At 70.2% G+C, this 17,570-nt stretch carries 18 protein-coding genes; 13 read left to right on the forward strand and 5 right to left on the reverse strand.

What is annotated here, in order from left to right; genetic code table 11:
* Positions 1–16 precede the first annotated feature (16 nt).
* The gene (locus P7L68_RS04865; protein WP_371999498.1) at positions 17–874 is read left to right on the forward strand and encodes an inositol monophosphatase; all 858 of its coding nucleotides are present in this window, start codon (positions 17–19) and stop codon (positions 872–874) included.
* Between the two features lie 155 nt (positions 875–1,029).
* On the opposite strand, the gene P7L68_RS04870 is transcribed toward P7L68_RS04865, so the two are convergent.
* Complete coding sequence (locus tag P7L68_RS04870; protein ID WP_371999499.1) at positions 1,030–1,857, reverse strand: lipid-binding SYLF domain-containing protein; 828 nt, start codon at positions 1,855–1,857, stop codon at positions 1,030–1,032.
* Positions 1,858–1,939: 82 nt separating this feature from the next.
* The gene (locus P7L68_RS04875) at positions 1,940–2,245 is read right to left on the reverse strand and encodes a hypothetical protein (RefSeq protein WP_371999501.1); all 306 of its coding nucleotides are present in this window, start codon (positions 2,243–2,245) and stop codon (positions 1,940–1,942) included.
* Between the two features lie 221 nt (positions 2,246–2,466).
* On the opposite strand from P7L68_RS04875, the gene egtB reads away from it, so the two are divergent.
* Together egtB and egtD are read left to right on the forward strand one after the other, a co-directional pair.
* The gene (gene egtB, locus P7L68_RS04880; RefSeq protein WP_371999502.1) at positions 2,467–3,792 is read left to right on the forward strand and encodes an ergothioneine biosynthesis protein EgtB; all 1,326 of its coding nucleotides are present in this window, start codon (positions 2,467–2,469) and stop codon (positions 3,790–3,792) included.
* A 27-nt stretch (positions 3,793–3,819) separates the two neighbouring features.
* Positions 3,820–4,821, forward strand: coding sequence for an L-histidine N(alpha)-methyltransferase (gene egtD, locus P7L68_RS04885; protein WP_371999504.1), 1,002 nt, complete (start codon positions 3,820–3,822; stop codon positions 4,819–4,821).
* A 132-nt stretch (positions 4,822–4,953) separates the two neighbouring features.
* On the opposite strand, the gene P7L68_RS04890 is transcribed toward egtD, so the two are convergent.
* A complete protein-coding gene (locus P7L68_RS04890) occupies positions 4,954–5,598 on the reverse strand; it encodes a flavodoxin family protein (RefSeq protein ID WP_371999505.1) in 645 nt (214 codons plus the stop codon).
* 3 nt (positions 5,599–5,601) lie between these two features.
* Positions 5,602–5,886 carry a hypothetical protein gene (locus P7L68_RS04895; protein WP_371999507.1) on the reverse strand — a complete coding sequence of 95 codons (285 nt, stop codon included), beginning with the start codon at positions 5,884–5,886 and terminating at the stop codon, positions 5,602–5,604.
* 128 nt (positions 5,887–6,014) lie between these two features.
* Here P7L68_RS04895 and P7L68_RS04900 point away from each other — a divergent pair, with 128 nt between their 5' ends.
* From P7L68_RS04900 to P7L68_RS04915, 4 genes are all read left to right on the forward strand, one after another.
* The gene (locus P7L68_RS04900; RefSeq protein ID WP_371999510.1) at positions 6,015–6,902 is read left to right on the forward strand and encodes a Ku protein; all 888 of its coding nucleotides are present in this window, start codon (positions 6,015–6,017) and stop codon (positions 6,900–6,902) included.
* 5 nt (positions 6,903–6,907) lie between these two features.
* Positions 6,908–9,346, forward strand: coding sequence for a DNA ligase D (ligD, locus tag P7L68_RS04905; RefSeq protein WP_371999511.1), 2,439 nt, complete (start codon positions 6,908–6,910; stop codon positions 9,344–9,346).
* 292 nt (positions 9,347–9,638) lie between these two features.
* Positions 9,639–9,848 (forward strand): cold-shock protein, encoded by a 210-nt coding sequence (locus tag P7L68_RS04910; protein ID WP_041606896.1) that lies wholly within the window; start codon positions 9,639–9,641, stop codon positions 9,846–9,848.
* Positions 9,849–10,118: 270 nt separating this feature from the next.
* Complete coding sequence (locus P7L68_RS04915) at positions 10,119–10,331, forward strand: cold-shock protein (RefSeq protein ID WP_371999513.1); 213 nt, start codon at positions 10,119–10,121, stop codon at positions 10,329–10,331.
* A gap of 210 nt (positions 10,332–10,541) precedes the next feature.
* Here the strand turns inward: P7L68_RS04915 and P7L68_RS04920 are convergent, their stop codons facing one another.
* Positions 10,542–10,868 (reverse strand): DUF2934 domain-containing protein, encoded by a 327-nt coding sequence (locus tag P7L68_RS04920; protein WP_371999515.1) that lies wholly within the window; start codon positions 10,866–10,868, stop codon positions 10,542–10,544.
* Between the two features lie 144 nt (positions 10,869–11,012).
* On the opposite strand from P7L68_RS04920, the gene P7L68_RS04925 reads away from it, so the two are divergent.
* The 6 genes from P7L68_RS04925 to P7L68_RS04950 are packed head-to-tail and all read left to right on the forward strand — an operon-like array spanning position 11,013 to position 17,559.
* Entirely contained in the window at positions 11,013–11,372 is a 360-nt protein-coding gene (locus P7L68_RS04925) for a hypothetical protein (RefSeq protein WP_371999517.1), read from the forward strand.
* The gene (locus P7L68_RS04930) at positions 11,362–11,898 is read left to right on the forward strand and encodes a (2Fe-2S)-binding protein (RefSeq protein WP_371999519.1); all 537 of its coding nucleotides are present in this window, start codon (positions 11,362–11,364) and stop codon (positions 11,896–11,898) included. Before P7L68_RS04925 ends, P7L68_RS04930 begins: the two co-directional genes overlap by 11 nt.
* The gene (locus tag P7L68_RS04935; protein ID WP_371999521.1) at positions 11,898–12,896 is read left to right on the forward strand and encodes a xanthine dehydrogenase family protein subunit M; all 999 of its coding nucleotides are present in this window, start codon (positions 11,898–11,900) and stop codon (positions 12,894–12,896) included. The genes P7L68_RS04930 and P7L68_RS04935 overlap by 1 nt, the downstream gene beginning before the upstream one ends.
* Positions 12,893–15,187 carry a xanthine dehydrogenase family protein molybdopterin-binding subunit gene (locus P7L68_RS04940; protein ID WP_371999523.1) on the forward strand — a complete coding sequence of 765 codons (2,295 nt, stop codon included), beginning with the start codon at positions 12,893–12,895 and terminating at the stop codon, positions 15,185–15,187. Before P7L68_RS04935 ends, P7L68_RS04940 begins: the two co-directional genes overlap by 4 nt.
* Before the next feature lie 41 nt (positions 15,188–15,228).
* Entirely contained in the window at positions 15,229–16,350 is a 1,122-nt protein-coding gene (locus tag P7L68_RS04945; RefSeq protein ID WP_371999524.1) for a zinc-dependent alcohol dehydrogenase, read from the forward strand.
* A gap of 39 nt (positions 16,351–16,389) precedes the next feature.
* Positions 16,390–17,559, forward strand: a complete 1,170-nt coding sequence (locus P7L68_RS04950; RefSeq protein WP_371999526.1) for a mechanosensitive ion channel family protein — start codon at positions 16,390–16,392, stop codon at positions 17,557–17,559.
* Positions 17,560–17,570: the final 11 nt, after the last annotated feature.

Consider the following 17,570-nt stretch of genomic DNA (forward strand, 5'->3'; position numbering starts at 1 on the left):
CAGACGGAGACCTGCCGTGACCACGCTCAGCCCGAACGAGCTGCACGAGATCGAGATGCTGGCGGTGGAGCTGGCCGAACGGGCGGGGGCGGACATCGTCTCGCGGCTGGGCTCTCTGCTCTCGGTGCGCTACAAGACCGGCGCCGAGACCGACCGCACGCTGCGCAACCCCGTATCGGATGTCGACGAGGCGGTGGAGCGGGCGATCCGCGAGCGTCTGGCCGGACGCTTCCCCGAACACGACGTGATCGGCGAGGAATTCGACCACCGCCCCGGCCGCGACCACAGCATCGTCTGGGCGATCGATCCGATCGACGGCACGTCGAATTTCGTCAACGGCTTCCCGCTCTTCGCCTGCTCGATCGGCGTGCTGGACCGGGGCCGGCCGGTGGCGGCGGCGGTCTGGTGTGCCACCAGCCATGCGCTGCGCCCCGGCGTCTATCACGCCCGCGCGGGCGGCGGGCTGCAATTCGACCGCCAGCCGCTTGCGCCCGCGCGCAACCCCATGGTGCATCGCAGGCTGGCCGGCGTGCCGCAATTCCGCCGCGGCCGCCACCCCTGGGATCTGCGCAAGACCGGCTCGGCGGCGATCGAATGCGCCTTCGTGGCGGCCGGCCTGCTGGAAGCGGCCGCCTTCAACACCCCCAATCTCTGGGATGTCGCCGGCGGCGTGCTGCTGGTGATGGAGGCCGGTGGCACGGTGCTGGAAGGGCGGCCGGGCGCCTGGCACGATTTCGTCCGCTTCGACCCCCGCCACGGCCGCGGCACCGGCGACGCCCCTGCCGATCTGGCACGCTGGAACGCCGGCCTGATCCTGGGCACCAGCGCCGAAGCCGCCCGCATCATGGCCGAAGAGGCCATCGACGCCCGCTGACGCGGGCGCGGCGGGGCGGCGTGCGTCGACCCCCAACCAGAAACGCCCCGGCATCTTTGCCGGGGCGTTTTTGGTTGGGCCGTCGCGGCCGGCCCGCGGGGGGAATGGTCCCGGGGGGGAGGGGGCCGGCCGGTCGGCAGGGGTGGCCGGATGCCTTACCCGCGCGTGCCGAGGGCGGCGCGCAGCTCGCCGCCATGCTCGTTGTTGGCAGGGCCGTCCAGCACCTGATCGGGGCGGCTGGCGGCGCCGTAATAGGCCGCCGTGCGATCCTCGTCATACGAGATGTCGCCGACCGAGACCGTCGCACCGGCGAAGGCGCCTTCGGTGCCCGACCACACGACCACATCCTTCGCCGTGTTGTCGGTGGTGGCGGCGGCACCGTCCTTGGCATCGCCGAAGGTATAGCCGGCCTCGGCGCTGAGCGTGAAATCTTCGTCGTTGCGGAAGCCCTGTACCGCCTTGTCGGTCATCAGCATGAAGGCCATCGGGCCGGACTCGCCGCCCGCCTGGGCGCCGAAGCTCAGCCCGCCCATTTCATAGAAGGCCGGATTGCCCCAGCCGTCGTCGGTGCGGGCCAGGAACACGCCGGCACCGCCGCCGGCACCGATGATCAGGGCGCCCTGGGCGAAATCGGGCACGATGAACACGCCACGGGCCTTGTCCAGGGCGGCGCGCGCCTGGCCGTCGGAGGCCAGCTGGTTCGCAACCCTGGTGGCCTCGGCGACGATCTCCTGCGCCTCCTGGCGATCCTCGGCGATGTCTTCCGCATCCTCGCGCGCGTCGTCGCGATCGGCGTCGCGCGGCGCCGGAACCGCGCCCGGCTGCGACCGCTCGGCCGGAACCTGCGTCGCGGGGGCCTGCGTCGCGGGGGCCTGGGCCACATGACGCGTGTCGTCGGAGGTGGGCACCGCGGCAGAGAAGGCGGGGGCGGCAAGGCCGCCGGTCACGAGCATTGTGGCCGTCAGCAGGGCGAACTTACGCATGGAGTGGTCTCCTTGGGGGGAAATGGACATATCCGGAGAAACGGAAAAGGTTTGGAACGGGGAAGGGCGGCATCGCCGCCGATCAGTACCAGTGGCGCCGGCCGTCGCCCGGGTCGGACCGGTCATGGCCGTTGCGGCAGGCCAGGTACCAGGCGGCGAGCCCGACCACCCCGGCCACGATCAGCCCGGTGGTCATCGGATGCTCGCGCGTCGCCCGCCGGGCATCGGCGCCGAGCGCCGCGGCGCGGTGACGTGCGGCGCGGAGCGTTTCGGGCGCCGCGGTCTCGTGGGCGGCATGGCTCAGGCGGTCAGCCAGCTGGTGGACCTGGCGCTTCAGGGCGGCCAGATCCTCCTGAAGACGGCTGTTGGCCGTGCGGTCGTCGGTCATGAAGGCCTCCGGTCGATAGGGTCTTGAGCGCACCCCGCAAGGTGCGGTTCACCCTCTCAACGGCGACCATGCGGTTTGGGTTCCACGAAGGCCTGGTTCCGGTACGGGCCTGGTCCCGGTACAGGCCTGGTCCCGGTACAGGCCGGCCCACCTTCTTCCGGAACCGCAGCAGGCCGCGCGCGGTTGACACCCCGGACCATAAGACCGGGAGACCGCGCCCCATGTATGACGGCACCATTCCGCCGACCGATCGCAAGCCCACCGCCGATCCCGACCGGCTTGCCGCCCGCTTCGCCACCATCCGGCATCAGACCGAAGCCCTGGCGGCGCCGCTCGACCCCGAGGATCAGGTCGTGCAGTCGATGCCCGATTGCAGCCCGACCAAATGGCATCTGGGCCACACCACCTGGTTCTTCGAACGCCTGGTGCTGCTGCCCTGGCTGCCGGGCTGGACACCGGTCGACCCGGTCTATGACCATCTGTTCAATTCCTATTATGTCGGCCTGGGCAGCCGCCATCCCCGCGCCGCCCGCGGGCTGCTGACCCGCCCGCCGCTGGCGCGCGTGCTGGACTGGCGGGCCGGCGTCACGCAGGGCGTGCTCGACCTCATGGCCTCCGCCGGGCCGGATACCCTCGCCCGGGTGATGCCGCTGGTCGAACTCGGCATCCATCACGAGCAGCAGCACCAGGAATTGCTACTTATGGATGTGCTGCACCTGTTCGCGCAGAACCCGTTGCAGCCGGCCTATCTGCCGGGCGACGGCGGCACGGCGCCGGTCACCCCCGCCACCGACACCCCCCGCCCGCTCACCTGGACCGATCATCCGGGCGGCATCCACCAGATCGGCCACGACCCGGCCGCCGGTTTCGGTTTCGACAATGAAGGCCCGCGCCATCCGGTGCTGTTGCAGCCCTATCGCCTGGCCGACCGGCCGGTCACCAATGCCGAGTGGCTGGAGTTCATGGCCGAGGACGGCTATGCCCGCGCGGAATTCTGGCTGTCCGACGGCATCGCGCGCGCCGGGGCCGAAGCCTGGCAGGCACCGCTGCACTGGTTCCGCCCTGAACCCGACGGCCCCTGGTGGCAGATGACCCTGCGCGGGCCGATGCCGGTCGATCCGGCGGCGCCGGTGGTCCATGTCAGCCATTACGAGGCGGATGCCTTCGCCCGCTTCCAGGGCGCGCGCCTGCCCACCGAGGCCGAGTGGGAAGTGGCGGCCGCCGGGCACCGGGTCGACGGCAATCTGCTGCCGCGCGGCGTGCTGCACCCGCAGCCGGCCGGGCAGACGGGAGGGGGCGGCGGGCCGGTTCAGCTCTATGGCGACGTCTGGGAATGGACCGCCAGCGCCTATGGCCCCTATCCGGGCTTCCGCCCCGCGGCCGGGGCGATCGGTGAATACAACGGCAAGTTCATGGCCAATCAGATGGTGCTGCGTGGCGGAAGCTGCGTCACCCCCGGCGGCCATGTCCGGCCCGGCTATCGCAACTTCTTCTACCCGCATCAGCGCTGGGCCTTTGCCGGCCTGCGGCTTGCCGCCGACGCCTGATCTCCCCCTTAAAGGAGGCCTCTTCCCATGTCAGCCAGCCCCACCGGCGGCATCACCGCCGCCGGCCCGCGCGCCCGGGCCGCGGCCGCGGCCACCGACCCGTCGGATCTGGAAACCCGGGCGCTGCGCGGCCTGACCCGAACCCCCAAATGCCTGCCGCCGGCGCTGTTCTACGATGATCGGGGCTCGGCCCTGTTCGACCGGATCACCCGGCTCGACGCCTATTACCCCACCCGGGCCGAGACGGCGATCCTGCGCCGCCAGGCACGCGAGATCGCCGCCCATGCCGGATCGGGGGCGGTGCTGGTCGATTACGGCGCCGGATCCTCGGTCAAGACCCGGCTGGTGCTGGATGCGCTGGACCGGCCGGCGGCCTGGGTGCCGATCGATGTCTCGGCCGGCCATCTGGAGCGGGCGGCCGCCGCGATCGCCCGCGACCATCCGGGCCTTGTGGTCGCCCCCTTGGTCGCCGATTTCACCGCCGCCCTGGATCTGCCCGATGCCGTCAGGGCCCTGCCCGGCCTGCGGCTCGGCTTCTTCCCCGGCTCGACCATCGGCAATCTGGCACCGGACGAGGCGGTGGCCTTTCTGCGCCGCGCCGCCAGCCTGCTGGGGCGCGAAGGCCGGCTGATCGTCGGCGTGGACCTGGTCAAGGATGAAGACCGCCTGCTCGCCGCCTATGACGACCCCGAGGGCGTGACCGCCGCCTTCAACCTGAACCTGCTGGCCCGGCTCAACCGCGAGGCCCGGGCCGATTTCGACCCCACCGCCTTCGCCCACCGGGTGCGCTGGAATGCCGGCCTCTGCCGGATCGAGATGCATCTGGAAAGCCTGACCGACCAGGTGGTCAGCATCGCCGGCCGGCCGATCCGCTTCCGGGCGGGCGAGACCATCCACACCGAAAACAGCCACAAATTTACGCCCGAAAGCTTCGCCCGCCTCGCCAGCCGCGCCGGCTGGCGCAGCCGGGCGTGCTGGACCGATGCGGCACGCGATTTCAGCGTGCATGAACTGGTGCAAAGCCATTGACAAACCGGCATCCGAGGCCCGTCGCCTGGCCGTGGAGACTGAGAAAGCGACGGAGGCGGGGCCCGCACCGTTGACGGAGGGCGACGATTGCGCCGACGGCATTATCGCCCATGAAGGCAGACGGCCGGGCGGCTACTGATCGCGGAACTTCGCCGGCTGGCCGTCGGGCGGATACTGGTTCTCGGCCAGCAGCCGGGCCAGATGCAGCACGTTGCGCGCCGCAAGATCGATGGTGGTGCCGATCTTGTCGGGCATGGCCGGCAGGTCCTTGTAATCGGTCTTGCCCATGGCCTCGCCCACCCAGTAGACGACGGCATTGGGCGGGATGGTGAAGCCGACATCGGCCAGGCCCTGATAGACCTCGGCCGCGACGTGATGGGCGCCGTCTTCATTGCCCACCACCACCAGCGCCACCGCGCGGCCGTAAGAGCGCAGCCGCCCCGCCTCGTCGGTCTCGGTCAGGAAGGCGTTCAGCCGCTCCAGCACCCGCTTGCAGACGCTGGAGGGCTGGCCAAGCCAGATGGGGGTGCCGATCACCAGGATCTGCGCATCCAACACCTGCCGGCGGATCTCCGGCCAGGCATCGCCCGGCCCCTCATCGGCGGTGATGCCGGGTTTGATGTCGTGATCGACCGCACGGATGCTGACCGTCTCCACCCCGTCGCGGCCCAGCCGGTTCAGGAATTGCGACAGCAGCAGATCGGTGGAGCTTTCGGCATCGCCGCCCTTCAGCGTGCAGTTGATGCCGAAGGCCCGGATCGGTTTCGGGTCCGCCATGGCTCACCCCTCCTCGCGCCGCACGAATTTGAAGAAGCGGCTGGTCCTGCCGTCGGCGGTCTTGTCCTGATGCAGGAAGGCGATGCCGGTCTCGTCGAATTTGCGGAAGAACGCCTCCCAGCTGATCCGCTCCAGCCCGGGATCGGGCTCGCCGTCGTCGAAATCAATCCGCAGGATGCCGGCATCATCGCCCTTGTGGGTGGCCTTCACCGCAGCGGGGTGGCCCCCGCGCGCCTCCGCCCAGCGGCGGATCTCGTCGTGATCGGTGGTGGTGCGTGCGTCGGACATGGGAACAGGCTCCTCAACTGATATCGCCTCGCGACAGCGAACCATCCGACCCCGGCAATGGTTCCGGGAACCGCGGCCCCGGCGGCCGGGTTGACGGGATCAGGCCCGGACACGAAGAGAGGCGATCCATGGCGCGCAAACCGGCAGAACCGAAGGATGACGGCGACGAAGCGGCGGCCGATCGCCCCGCCGCGCGCCCTGTCTGGACCGGCAATATGCGGCTCGCCCTGGTGTCGGTGCCGGTGAAGCTCTACGCGGCGGTAAAGAGCGGGGCGCGGATCCGGTTCCACCAGGTCCACGAGCCCTCGCACCGGCGCATCCGCTATCAGAAGATCGTGCCCGGGGTCGGTCCGGTGGATACCGACGAGATCGTGAAGGGCTTCGAGCTGGACCAGGGCCGCTGGGTGCTGATCGATCAGGACGAGATCGACGCGCTGAAGGTGGAAACCCGCCACACGCTCGATCTGGTGCAGTTCGTGGGCCCCGACGAGATCGCGCCGATCTGGTTCGAGCGGCCCTATTACGTGGTCCCCGACGGCGATCTGGCGGTCGAGGCCTATGCCGTGCTCCGCGATGCGCTGAAACGTGCCGGGCGGATCGGCCTCGGCCAGTTCGTGATGCGCGGGCGGGAATATGTCGCTGCCCTCAAGCCCTGCGGCCAGGGGCTGATGCTGGAAACCCTGCGCTTCGCCGACGAGGTCCAGCGCGCCGCCCCCTTCTTCACCTCGATCGACGAAGAGGCGAGTGATCCGGAACTGCTCGACCTCGCGGCCGAGCTGATCGAGCGCAAGACCTCGGCCTTCGAGCCCGGTCGGTTCAAGGACAATTACACCCGGGCCCTGCGCCAGCTGATCGACGCCAAGGCGGCGGAGAAATCGGTCGAGGTGGGCGAAGAAGCGGCCGGGGAGACGGGCGGCGGCGGCAAGGTCGTCGATCTGGTCGAGGCGTTGCGCCGCTCGGTCAAGGACGGGGGCAAGGCGAAGCCGGCACGGAGCGGCCGGCGCAAGGCGGGCTGAAGCCGATGACGGCCGACACCCTCGACGCCTATCGCCGCAAACGGCGCTTCGACCGCACGCCCGAGCCGGATGCGGAAGACGGGGGCGCCGCGAAAGGCGGCAGGCTGACCTATGCCATCCAGAAGCATGATGCCCGGCGGCTGCATTACGATCTCCGGCTGGAATGGGCGGGGGTGCTGAAAAGCTGGGCGATCACCCGCGGTCCCAGCCTGGATCCGAAGCAGAAGCGGCTGGCGGTGCGCACCGAAGACCACCCCCTCGCCTATGCTGGCTTCGAAGGGCGGATCCCGGAAGGCCAGTACGGCGCGGGCGAGGTGGTGCTGTGGGATCGCGGCCATTGGGAGCCGATCGGCGACCCCGACGCGGGCCTCGCCGCCGGGCGGCTGGATTTCATCATCCAGGGTGAGCGGCTGCATGGCCGCTTCGTGCTGGTGCGCATGAAGCCGGCGCGGAAGGCGGGGCGGGCCAGGGAAAAGGCGGAAAACTGGCTGCTGATCAAGCGCGACGATGCCGATGCCGACCCGACGAGCGAGGTGACCCGCCGCCACCCCGGCAGCGTGGCGGTTCAGCCGAAAAGCGCGGCCGCACCCCTGCCCGGCTTCGTAGCGCCGATGCTCGCGACCCTGACCGATCGGCCGCCGCGCGGGCCCGGCTGGGCGTTCGAAATCAAGCTCGACGGCTATCGCGCGCTCGCCGCGGTTTCAGGCGGGCGGGTGGTGATCCGCACCCGGTCGGGCCTCGACTGGACCGGCCGCTTCCCCGGCATCGTCAGGGCGCTGGCGGCGCGCGCCGACCTGGACGGCGTGCTGCTGGATGGCGAGGTGACGGCGATGAACGCCGATGGTCGCAGTGATTTTTCCGCCCTGCAGGCGGCGCTCTCCGCCGGGGGCGAGGGGCTGCATTACGGCGTCTTCGACCTGCTGGCCGAGGGCGGCGAAAGCCTGCGCCATCTGCCCTGGACAGCCCGCAAGGCCCGGCTGCGCGCCCTGATCGGCGAGACCGCGGGCGGGACCGTCCATGTCGTCGACCACAGCCCCGGGCCGGCCGCCGCCCTGCTCGACCAGGTGTGCAGGGCGGGGTATGAGGGGCTGATCGCCAAACGGACCGGGGCGCCCTATCGCTCGGGGCGCGGCCATGCCTGGCTCAAGGTCAAATGCGGCCATGCGGGGGAGTATGTGGTGGTCGGCACCTCGCCGTCTGCCGCCGGGCGACCCTTCGCCTCTCTGCTGCTGGCGGTCGTGGAGCGCGGCCGCTGCCGCTATGCCGGCCGGGTGGGCGCCGGGTTCGGCGACAGGGATTTCGCCTGGCTGGCACCCCGGCTGAAGGCGCTGAGCCGGCCGACACCCGCCGTCGATCGCGACACCATACCGCCCGCCATCGCCCGCGAGGCCCGCTGGGTGGAGCCGCGGATCGTGGTCCAGATCGTCCATGGCGGCCTGACCGGCGACGGGCTGATCCGCCAGGGCCGCTATCTGGGCCCGCGCGAGGACAAGCCGGCGGCCGAAGTTGAGGCGGACCGGATGATGGCCGTCGAGGAGGCAGAAGCGATGGACGAGACCGGAGACAGCCTGCGCGGCGTGCGCCTGACCCATCCCGACCGGGTGCTCTTCCCGGAACAGGGTGTCACCAAGCGCGATCTCGCCCGCTGGTTCGATGCCGTGGCGGAGCTGATGATGCCGCATCTGGACAACCGGCTGGTCAGCCTGGTGCGCTGCCCCGAGGGCCGGCGCAAGGCCTGCTTCTTTCAGCGCCATGCCGGCCGTGGCCTGCCGGACGGTTTCGCCGGCCGCAAACTGACCGGGAAGGACGGCCGTACCGAAGAGTATGTTATGGTCCGCAATCCCGAAGGCCTGATCGGGGCGGCGCAGATCGGGGTTCTTGAGCTGCATCTCTGGGGGTCGCGCATCGATCGCCCGGAACGCCCGGACCGGCTGGTCTTCGATCTGGACCCCGATCCGGCGGTGGGGTTCGATGCCGTGCGGCAGGCAGCCTTCGACATGCGCGACGCGCTCGCCGCGCTCGACCTCGCCTCGGTGCCGCTGCTGACCGGCGGCAAGGGGGTGCATGTGGTGGCCCCGATCGCCCGCCGGCACGACTGGCCGGTGGTCAAGGCGGCGGCGAAGGCCCTGGCCACGCGCTTCGCCGACCATGATCCCGCCCGCTTCGTGGCGACGATGAGCAAGGCGAAGCGCAGGGGCCGGATCTTCATCGACCATTTCCGCAACGACCGCACCGCCACCGCGATCTGCCCCTGGTCACCCCGCGCCCGGGCCGGGGCGCCGGTGGCCTGGCCGGTCGACTGGAAGATGCTGGCGGAGATCGACCGGGCCGATGCCTTCCGCCTGGGCGACCCCCTGCCCGCGGCCGACCCCTGGGCCGGGCTGGTGCCGCCCCGGCAGGGGCTGACGGTGGCGGCGTTGAGCGCGCTCGGCGTTACGGAATAGGGGCATGCGGGAATGCGACACCCGGCAATGACCGCAGGCCGCGTTTTCCCCTCGCCATCCACCGCGATGAGAGGATTATTTTGGGCCTGCCCCCCAAAAAAATGAAATACCGGCTTGCCAGAAGGACGAAAAGGCCCCACCTTCGGCAGCGTCGAGTACGAGCCTACCAGGTTCCCAGACCTCTAGCCGATGAACTTCGTATACCCATTCGAATTTGTCTTGTTTGAGATCTGATTTCGACCATCCGCACGCGATGCGGGTGCCCTTATGACGACGACGAAAGGTTATTCCCATGGCTACGGGAACCGTGAAGTGGTTCAACACCACCAAGGGCTTCGGCTTCATCCAGCCTGACGAGGGCGGAAACGACGCCTTCGTGCACATCAGCGCCGTGCAGCGCTCGGGCCTGACCGAACTGGTCGAAGGCCAGAAGGTTGCCTACGAGCTGATCGCTGACCGCCGCAGCGGTAAGCTGGCAGCTGCCAATCTGGAGCTTCTCTGATCCGGTTACGGCGCGCCCCTTCGGGTGGCGCGCTCCGGTGACGATGTCTCCTGGAAAGACCCCGCCCTGGTTTCGACCGGGGCGGGGTTTTTCTCGTCTGCGGATCATGCCGAAACGCGCGCGGACGAAAGGCCGCACTTGAAACCATCCCGGAAAAGCCGCACCCTTTTCCACGTCGGCAGGGACCAGGGATGACGGGGTCCCCGGCTGGCCGTCCGCCAGGGTTGCGGATGACACTGCAAAACGACGATGACGAAAGGGTGTCCCCTCATGGCGACGGGAACCGTGAAGTGGTTCAACGCCACCAAAGGCTTCGGCTTCATTCAGCCCGACGAGGGCGGAGCCGATGCCTTCGTGCACATCAGCGCCGTTCAGCGCTCGGGTCTGACCGAGCTGCGTGAGGGCCAGAAGGTCTCTTACGAGCTGGTCGCAGACCGCCGCAGCGGCAAGCTGGCGGCCGCCAACCTGTCACTGATCGGCTGAGCCCGGCCTGTCCCACAGGCCGGCCTGACCGACAGGCCGGGAGCGCGTTCGCAGGCGTAGGATCGACCACGGACTTTCACGACGCCTGACGATACCCGAGGCACTTTCGGAAACCCCGCATCCTCTGACCGAGGGTGCGGGGTTTTCTCGTCTCCGGCGCCATCATCCCGCGCCATGATCATCCCGGGCCATGATCACCCCGGGCCATGGTCACCCCGGACCGTCATCGTCCCGGGGCGGCACCGGCCGGGGTGCGGTACGTTCCTCGCCCTGATCGGTCAGGGTCGGAAATTCGCCCTGGTTCTCCACCGCCTCCGGCGGTTCCGCCGGGTTGTTGCGGATGCGGTCGCGGGGGGAGCCGGGGCGGAAGGTGGTCAGGTCCTGATTGTCCTCGATCGCCACCAGTTCCTCGGCGCGGCCGCGGTAATCCTCTTCCAGCCCGGGAATGGCGCCCTCTTCCTTCCACAACCGATGCATGTGCTCTTTGATCCGGTCGTCTCTATTGGTTGTTCTCTGCTCCGGGCTCTGCCTGGTCATCACCGGCCTCCTTGCTGGGGATGCCGGTCAACCGGCGGGGCGGAGCGCGGGTTCCGGGGCGGAGGTCCCGATGGCGGGGAACCTGTCGCGCGATCCGGGGTTCACCCCTGGTAACCGCCCGCCTGAGCAGGAGATACCGCCGCCATGGCGACAGCCGATCGGAACCGCCGGCAGCCGGACCAGACCGATGCCGGGATCCTGGGCAGCGCCGAAGGGCGCGAGGCCGATGCCCGCGACACGCGCAGCCCCGATGGCCGGCGCTTCCGCAATGTCCCGCGCGACGAAGCGCCCGCCCGGCCGGACGACGTGATCACCGACCCCGTCACCGGCGAGGCCGAGGGTCTGGACCCCACCGAAGAGGCCACCCGCCGTGCGGCCGAAGACGTGTTCGACGACGACGAGGCCCTCGACGACGAAGACGATGGGGAGACCGAGGATGAAGACCGCTTCCCGGAGGGCTGGCCACCCGACCGCCGCGACACGGACGACGACGATGCCGGGTGAGCGTGTGGCGGGTGAGCGCGTGGCGGGTGACCGTCTGGCCGAAGGCCGGTCGGTGGGGCTGGAGGTGAACGGCCGGCGCCATCGCCTGACCATCGACCCCAGGCTCAGCCTGCTGGACCTGCTGCGCGACCGGCTGGGGCTGACCGGCGCCAAAAAGGGCTGTGACCATGGCCAGTGCGGCGCCTGCACCCTGATGGTCGACGACCGGGCCGTGCTCGGTTGCCTGACCCTGGCCGCCCGGCTGGACGGCGCCCGGGTCACCAGCATCGAGGGGCTGGCGCCGGATGCGGCGGACGGGGGCGCGCTCCACCCCCTTCAGCAGGCCTTCATCGACCACGACGCCTTCCAATGCGGCTATTGCACCCCCGGCCAGATCCTGTCGGCGGCAGCGCTGCTTGCCGCCGACCCCGTCCCCGATGACGACCGGATCCGCGAGCATATGTCGGGCAATCTCTGCCGCTGCGCCGCCTATCCCAACATCGTGGCGGCGGTGCGCGCGGCGGCCGGCCGGATGGGGGGCATGTGATGCAGCCCTTCCGGATCACCCCCGCGACATCGGCCCATGGCCCGGCTTCCAGCGGCGCCCGGCAGATCGCGGGCGGCACCAATCTGGTCGATCTGATGCGGCTGGGGGTGGAACGCCCGGCGGCGCTGGTCGATCTGGACAAGCTTCCGGCGCCGTCGCTCCGCGGCATCACCCGCCTGCCCGACGGCACCTTCCGGATCGGGGCCCTGACCCGCATGGCCGAGGCCCTCGCCGATCCCGCCCTCTGCGCCGCCCTGCCGATGGTGGCCCAGAGCCTGGCGCTGGCGGCAAGCCCGCAGATCCGCAACATGGCGAGCCTGGGCGGCAATCTGCTGCAGCGTACCCGCTGCCCCTATTTCCGCGACGTCAGCTGGCCCTGCAACAAGCGCGAGCGCGGCAGCGGCTGCGCTGCGATGGAGGGCATCACCCGCCATCACGCCATCCTCGGCACCAGCGGCAGCTGCATCGCCGCCTATCCGGGCGATTTCGCCCAGGCAGCCCTGGCGCTGGATGCGCGGATCGAGATCACCGGCAAGGGCGGCCTGAGGCGCATGAATCTGGCCCGGCTGCACCGCCTGCCCGGCGGGACGCCCGATGCGGAAACCGCGCTGGACGCGGATGAAACCATCACCGCCATCTACCTGCCGGCCCCGGGCTGGGCGCGGCGCTCCCTGTTTCTGAAGCGCCGGGAACGCGCCGCCTATTCCTTCGCCCTGGTCTCGGTCGCCTGTGCGCTCGACATGGCCGGCGACCGGGTGCGCGAGGTGCGGCTGGCGCTGGGCGGCGTCGCCACCATCCCCTGGCGCGCCGTTCCGGCCGAACGGCTGCTGGCCGGCGAACGCCTGACCGAGGAATGTGCCCATGCCGCCGGCGTCGCCGCCTTCGCCGATGCGGTGCTGCGGCCCGACAACGCCTTCAAGCGCGATCTGGGCGTCGCCATGATCGTCCGCGCCCTGATCGCCGCCCGCGATCTCGACATCACGGAGGCACGGCCATGACGCTGCCCGCCGGCACCCCGCGGATCGACGGGCGCGCCAAGGTCACCGGCCAGGCGGTCTATCCCGCCGACACCGCCATTGCCGGTCTTGCCCATGCGGCACTGGTCGTCTCGCCCGTGGCCCGCGGCCGGCTGATCGCGATCGAAACCGCGAAGGCCGCCGGCCTGCCGGGCGTGCTGGGCGTGCTGACCGTCCACGACGTCGCCGGTCGCATCGGCCTGCCCCGCTTCGGCGTCGCCGCCGCGTCGATCGCGCCGCTCCAGAACCGGCTGATCCGCCATGACGGCGAGATCCTGGCGGTGGTGGCGGCAGAGACCGCCGAGATCGCGGCAGAGGCCGCCGCCCGGGTGAGCTTCCGGATCGAGACCGAGATCCCCGTCACCGGCTTCGACGATGCCGGCGCCGAAACCGTCGCCGCCGCCGAAGCGGCCGGCCGCAAGGATCCCGGCCAGGGCGATATCGCGGCCGGTTTCGCCGCCGCCGAGGTCTGTATCGACGCCGATTACGAGACGCCGGTGCAGCATCACAATGCGCTGGAGCTTTATTCCACCACCGCGGTCTGGGAGGGGACGGGCGACGACGCCCGGCTGACGGTCTACGAGCCCTCGCAGAACGTCAATGGCTGGCGCCATGAACTGGCCCGCCAGCTGGGCATCGATGCCGGCCGGGTGCGGGTGGTGGCGGAATTCGTCGGCGGCGCCTTCGGCGGCAAGGGGCCGATGACCGCCCGCACGGCGCTGATCGCCTTCGCCGCCCGGCATTTCGGCCGGCCGCTCCGCTGCGTGGTCAGCCGCGCCCAGGGTTTCACCGCCGGCACCCACCGCGCCGAAACCCGCCAGCACATCCGGATGGGGGCCACGCGCGACGGCCGGATCACCGCCTTCGTGCATGAAGGCGCCGAGGTCACCTCGCGCGCCGACCCCTATCTGGTCGGCGGCAATTCGGTCACCGCCCGGCTCTACGGCTATGGTGCGGTTCAGACGAAGCTGGAGCTGGTCCGTGCCGACCGGCCCACCCCCGGCTATATGCGCTCGCCCCCGGAAGTGCCCTATGTCTATGCGCTGGAACAGGCGATGGACGAGATGGCCACCGCACTCGACATGGATCCGATCGCCTTCCGACGGCGGAACGACACCGATACCGACCCGCTGACCGGCAGGCGCTACAGCAGCCGGATGCTGATGCCCTGTTTCGATGCCGCCGCAAAGGCTTTCGGCTGGGACCGGCGCGACCCGGTGCCGGGGTCGATGCGCGATGGCGACTGGGTGATCGGCATGGGCTGTGCCGCCACCGTCTACCCCGCCAACATCGCCGCCGCCACCGCCCGGGTGCAGCTTGCGGCCGATGGCCGGGTGACGGTCGAAACCGCCAGCCACGAGCTTGGCACCGGCATCCGCACGGCCGCCGCCCGCATGGCCGCCGAGGTTCTGGGCGTGGCGCCCGAACGGGTGACGGTCAGAACCGGCGACAGCGACCTGCCGCCGGCCCCCGTCTCGGGCGGATCCAATTCCACCGCCAGCGTCTGTTCGGCGGTGGCGCGGGCCGCAGAAGCGGTGAAGGCCGATCTCTTCACCCGGCTGACCGCCCCCGGGGCCGGCCCCTTCGTCGGGCTCGCCCCCGCCGCGCTCCGCCTCCGGGACGGGCGGGTGGAGGCCGGCGGCCCCTATATGGCGCTGGGTGCCGCGATGGACGCCGCCGGGCTTACCGCGATCACGCAGACGGGCGCATTCATTCCCGAGGGCCTGAAGCCCGATGCGCTGGAGAAGCTGCGTGCCGGCGGCACGCCGATGCGCGGCGGCGGATCGGGCGATCTGCTGCGCTATGCCATGGGCGCCGAATTCGCCGAAATCCGCATCAACCGCCGCACGCTCGAAATCCAGGTGCCGCGCATGACCGGCGCTTTCGCGGCGGGCCGGATCATGAACCCGCCGACCGCGCGCAGCCAGCTGGCGGGCGGCATGATCTGGGGGCTGTCCACCGCGCTGATGGAAGAGACCGAGCTGGACCGCCGGGCGGCGCGCGTGCTCAACCACGACCTTGAAAACTATCTGATGCCGGTCAACGCCGATATCGGGCAGGTGGATGTGATCCTGCTCGACGAGGACGACCGCGCCGGCAATCCCTCGGGCATCAAGGGGCTGGGAGAGCTTGGCAATGTCGGCATGGCCGCCGCCATCGCCAATGCCGTTCATCACGCGACCGGCCGCCGCTTCCGGCGCCTGCCGATCCGCATCGACCGGCTGTTCCTGCCCGCCTCTTACGATGTGGTGCCCTCTCCCGACCCCTCCTGACGCGGCGGCCCCGGCCGCCGCCCGACCGGAAGGACCCTGACATGAAAGCCGTCGTTTTCCACGACGTGGGCGATATCCGTCTCGACAGCGTCGCCGATCCCGAGCTTCAGGCCCCGACCGACGCCATCATCCGCATCACCGCCAGCGCCATCTGCGGCACCGATCTGCACATGGTCCGCGGCACCATGCCGGGCATGAAGCCGGGCACGATCCTGGGCCATGAAGCCATCGGCATCGTCGAGGAACCGGGGTCGCAGGTGCGCAATCTGAAACCCGGCGACCGGGTGGTGGTGCCGTCGACGATCAGCTGCGGCTGGTGCGCCTATTGCCGGTCCGGCTATACCGCGCAATGTGACATCGCCAACCCCAACGGCCCCCAGGCCGGGACCGCCTTTTTCGGCGGCCCGGCCCAGACCGGCCCCTTCGACGGGCTGCAGGCCGACTATGCCCGCATTCCCCATGCCAATGCCGGCCTGGTGAAGCTGCCCGACGGCATCACCGACGATCAGGCGATCATGCTCTCCGACATCTTCCCCACCGGCTATTTCGGCGCCGACATCGCCGAAATCACCGAGGGCGACACGGTGGCCGTGTTCGGCTGCGGCCCGGTCGGCCAGTTCGCGATCATCTCGGCCCGGCTGATGGGGGCCGAACGGGTGATTGCGGTCGACCGCCTGCCCGACCGGCTGGAAGCCGCCCGCGCCAAGGGCGCCGAGATCGTGAATTTCGAGGAAGAGGACCCGGTGGAGACGATCCGCGCGCTGACCGGCGGCATCGGCGTCGACCGGGTGATCGATGCGGTGGGCGTGGATGCCGCCGCCCCGGGCGAAAAGCCGGGCGAGACCGCAACCCGGGTGCTCGATCAGGCCATTCCCGCCATGGCCAAGGCCGGCACGCTCGCCGTCATCGGCGTCTATCCGCCCGATGTGCACAGCTTCCCGATCGGCCAGGCGATGATGCGCAACGTCACGATCAACATGGGCAACTGCAACCATCGCCGCTATCTGCCCCGGCTGGTGGATCTGGTGGCGTCCGGCACCGTCGACCCTGCCACCGTGCTCACCCGCAACGCGCCGCTGATGTCGGCGATCGACGCCTACCGGCAGTTCGACCGTCAGGCCGATGGCTGGCTGAAGGTGTCGCTGACCCCGGGGGCTCGCTGACCCCGGGCGCCGGATCCTGAGATTCCCGGAGGCCCGGATATGGCTGACCTGCTCAGAACCCCGCGCTGGCTGGCGGAGCTTGCCGCCGCCATGCCGGCCGGGACCGGCTATCTGCTGCTGCTGATCGTGGCGGTGGGGGTGGCGCTGATCGCCCACCGCCTGTTCTTCCGCCTGCTCACCATCGTGGTGCCGCGCAGCGGCAAGGGCTTCCGCACCGAAGTCTTCCGCCGGGTGCGCGGCCCCTTGCGCCTGGCCTTCATCCTGATCGCGCTTCGCGCCGTCGCCCCCGAACTCGCCGTGGACGAGGGCGCCAGTGCGATCATCGGCCGGGTCCTGCAGCTGGGGGTGATCGGGCTGATCGGCTGGATCGCGGTCACGGTGCTGCGCAGCCTGGCCGATGTCAGCCGGCGGCGCTATCGGATCGATGTCGACGACAATCTGGTGGCGCGCAAACATCGCACCCAGCTGATGCTGCTGCAACGGGTCGGCATCGGGCTGGTGGTGGTGGTGACGGTGGCGGCCATGCTGATGACCTTCCCGTCGGTGCGCCAGTACGGCGTCAGCCTGTTCGCCTCGGCCGGTGTCGCCGGCGTCGTGATCGGCTTCGCCGCCCAGTCGATCCTGGCCAATCTGATCGCCGGCATCCAGATCGCCCTCACCCAGCCGATCCGCATCGAGGATGCGGTGGTGGTGGAAAACGAATGGGGCTGGGTGGAGGAAATCTCCGCCACCTATGTCGTCATCCGGCTGTGGGACTGGCGCCGCCTGGTGCTGCCGATCTCGTATTTCATCGAAAAACCCTTCCAGAACTGGACCCGCGAGACCGCCGGCATCATCGGCACGGTGATCTGGCAGGTGGATTACGCCATGTCTTTCGCCCGCATGCGCGAAAAGCTCGACGAGTTCCTGAAGCAGAGCCGGCTCTGGGACGGCAAGGTCGGCGTGCTGCAGGTGATCGAGACCACCGAGCGCACGGTCACTATCCGCGCGCTGATGAGCGCCCCCAACTCCCCCACCGCCTGGGATCTGCGCTGCGAAATCCGCGAGAAGATGCTGGTCTGGATGCAGGAGGAATGCCCCGAGGGGCTGCCGCGGCTGCGCAACGACGTCACCGCAACCGTCCGCGCGCCCGATGGGCCGGCAACCGGCGTCGACGGGCAGGAACCGCTGATCCCCAAGGCACCGGACCGGATGGGCGTGCGGCAGTGATCCGGCGGCCG

Origin of the sequence: Tistrella mobilis (assembly GCF_041468085.1) — a bacterium.
GTDB classification, from domain to species: domain Bacteria; phylum Pseudomonadota; class Alphaproteobacteria; order Tistrellales; family Tistrellaceae; genus Tistrella; species Tistrella mobilis_A.

Coding starts and splice junctions, on each gene's coding strand:
- P7L68_RS04870 (WP_371999499.1), bottom strand. CDS start 1,857: ATGCGTAAGTTCGCCCTGCTGACGGCCACAATGCTCGTGACCGGCGGC.
- P7L68_RS04875 (WP_371999501.1), bottom strand. CDS start 2,245: ATGACCGACGACCGCACGGCCAACAGCCGTCTTCAGGAGGATCTGGCC.
- egtB (WP_371999502.1), top strand. CDS start 2,467: ATGTATGACGGCACCATTCCGCCGACCGATCGCAAGCCCACCGCCGAT.
- egtD (WP_371999504.1), top strand. CDS start 3,820: ATGTCAGCCAGCCCCACCGGCGGCATCACCGCCGCCGGCCCGCGCGCC.
- P7L68_RS04890 (WP_371999505.1), bottom strand. CDS start 5,598: ATGGCGGACCCGAAACCGATCCGGGCCTTCGGCATCAACTGCACGCTG.
- P7L68_RS04895 (WP_371999507.1), bottom strand. CDS start 5,886: ATGTCCGACGCACGCACCACCACCGATCACGACGAGATCCGCCGCTGG.
- P7L68_RS04900 (WP_371999510.1), top strand. CDS start 6,015: ATGGCGCGCAAACCGGCAGAACCGAAGGATGACGGCGACGAAGCGGCG.
- ligD (WP_371999511.1), top strand. CDS start 6,908: ATGACGGCCGACACCCTCGACGCCTATCGCCGCAAACGGCGCTTCGAC.
- P7L68_RS04910 (WP_041606896.1), top strand. CDS start 9,639: ATGGCTACGGGAACCGTGAAGTGGTTCAACACCACCAAGGGCTTCGGC.
- P7L68_RS04915 (WP_371999513.1), top strand. CDS start 10,119: ATGGCGACGGGAACCGTGAAGTGGTTCAACGCCACCAAAGGCTTCGGC.
- P7L68_RS04920 (WP_371999515.1), bottom strand. CDS start 10,868: ATGACCAGGCAGAGCCCGGAGCAGAGAACAACCAATAGAGACGACCGG.
- P7L68_RS04925 (WP_371999517.1), top strand. CDS start 11,013: ATGGCGACAGCCGATCGGAACCGCCGGCAGCCGGACCAGACCGATGCC.
- P7L68_RS04930 (WP_371999519.1), top strand. CDS start 11,362: ATGCCGGGTGAGCGTGTGGCGGGTGAGCGCGTGGCGGGTGACCGTCTG.
- P7L68_RS04935 (WP_371999521.1), top strand. CDS start 11,898: ATGCAGCCCTTCCGGATCACCCCCGCGACATCGGCCCATGGCCCGGCT.
- P7L68_RS04940 (WP_371999523.1), top strand. CDS start 12,893: ATGACGCTGCCCGCCGGCACCCCGCGGATCGACGGGCGCGCCAAGGTC.
- P7L68_RS04945 (WP_371999524.1), top strand. CDS start 15,229: ATGAAAGCCGTCGTTTTCCACGACGTGGGCGATATCCGTCTCGACAGC.
- P7L68_RS04950 (WP_371999526.1), top strand. CDS start 16,390: ATGGCTGACCTGCTCAGAACCCCGCGCTGGCTGGCGGAGCTTGCCGCC.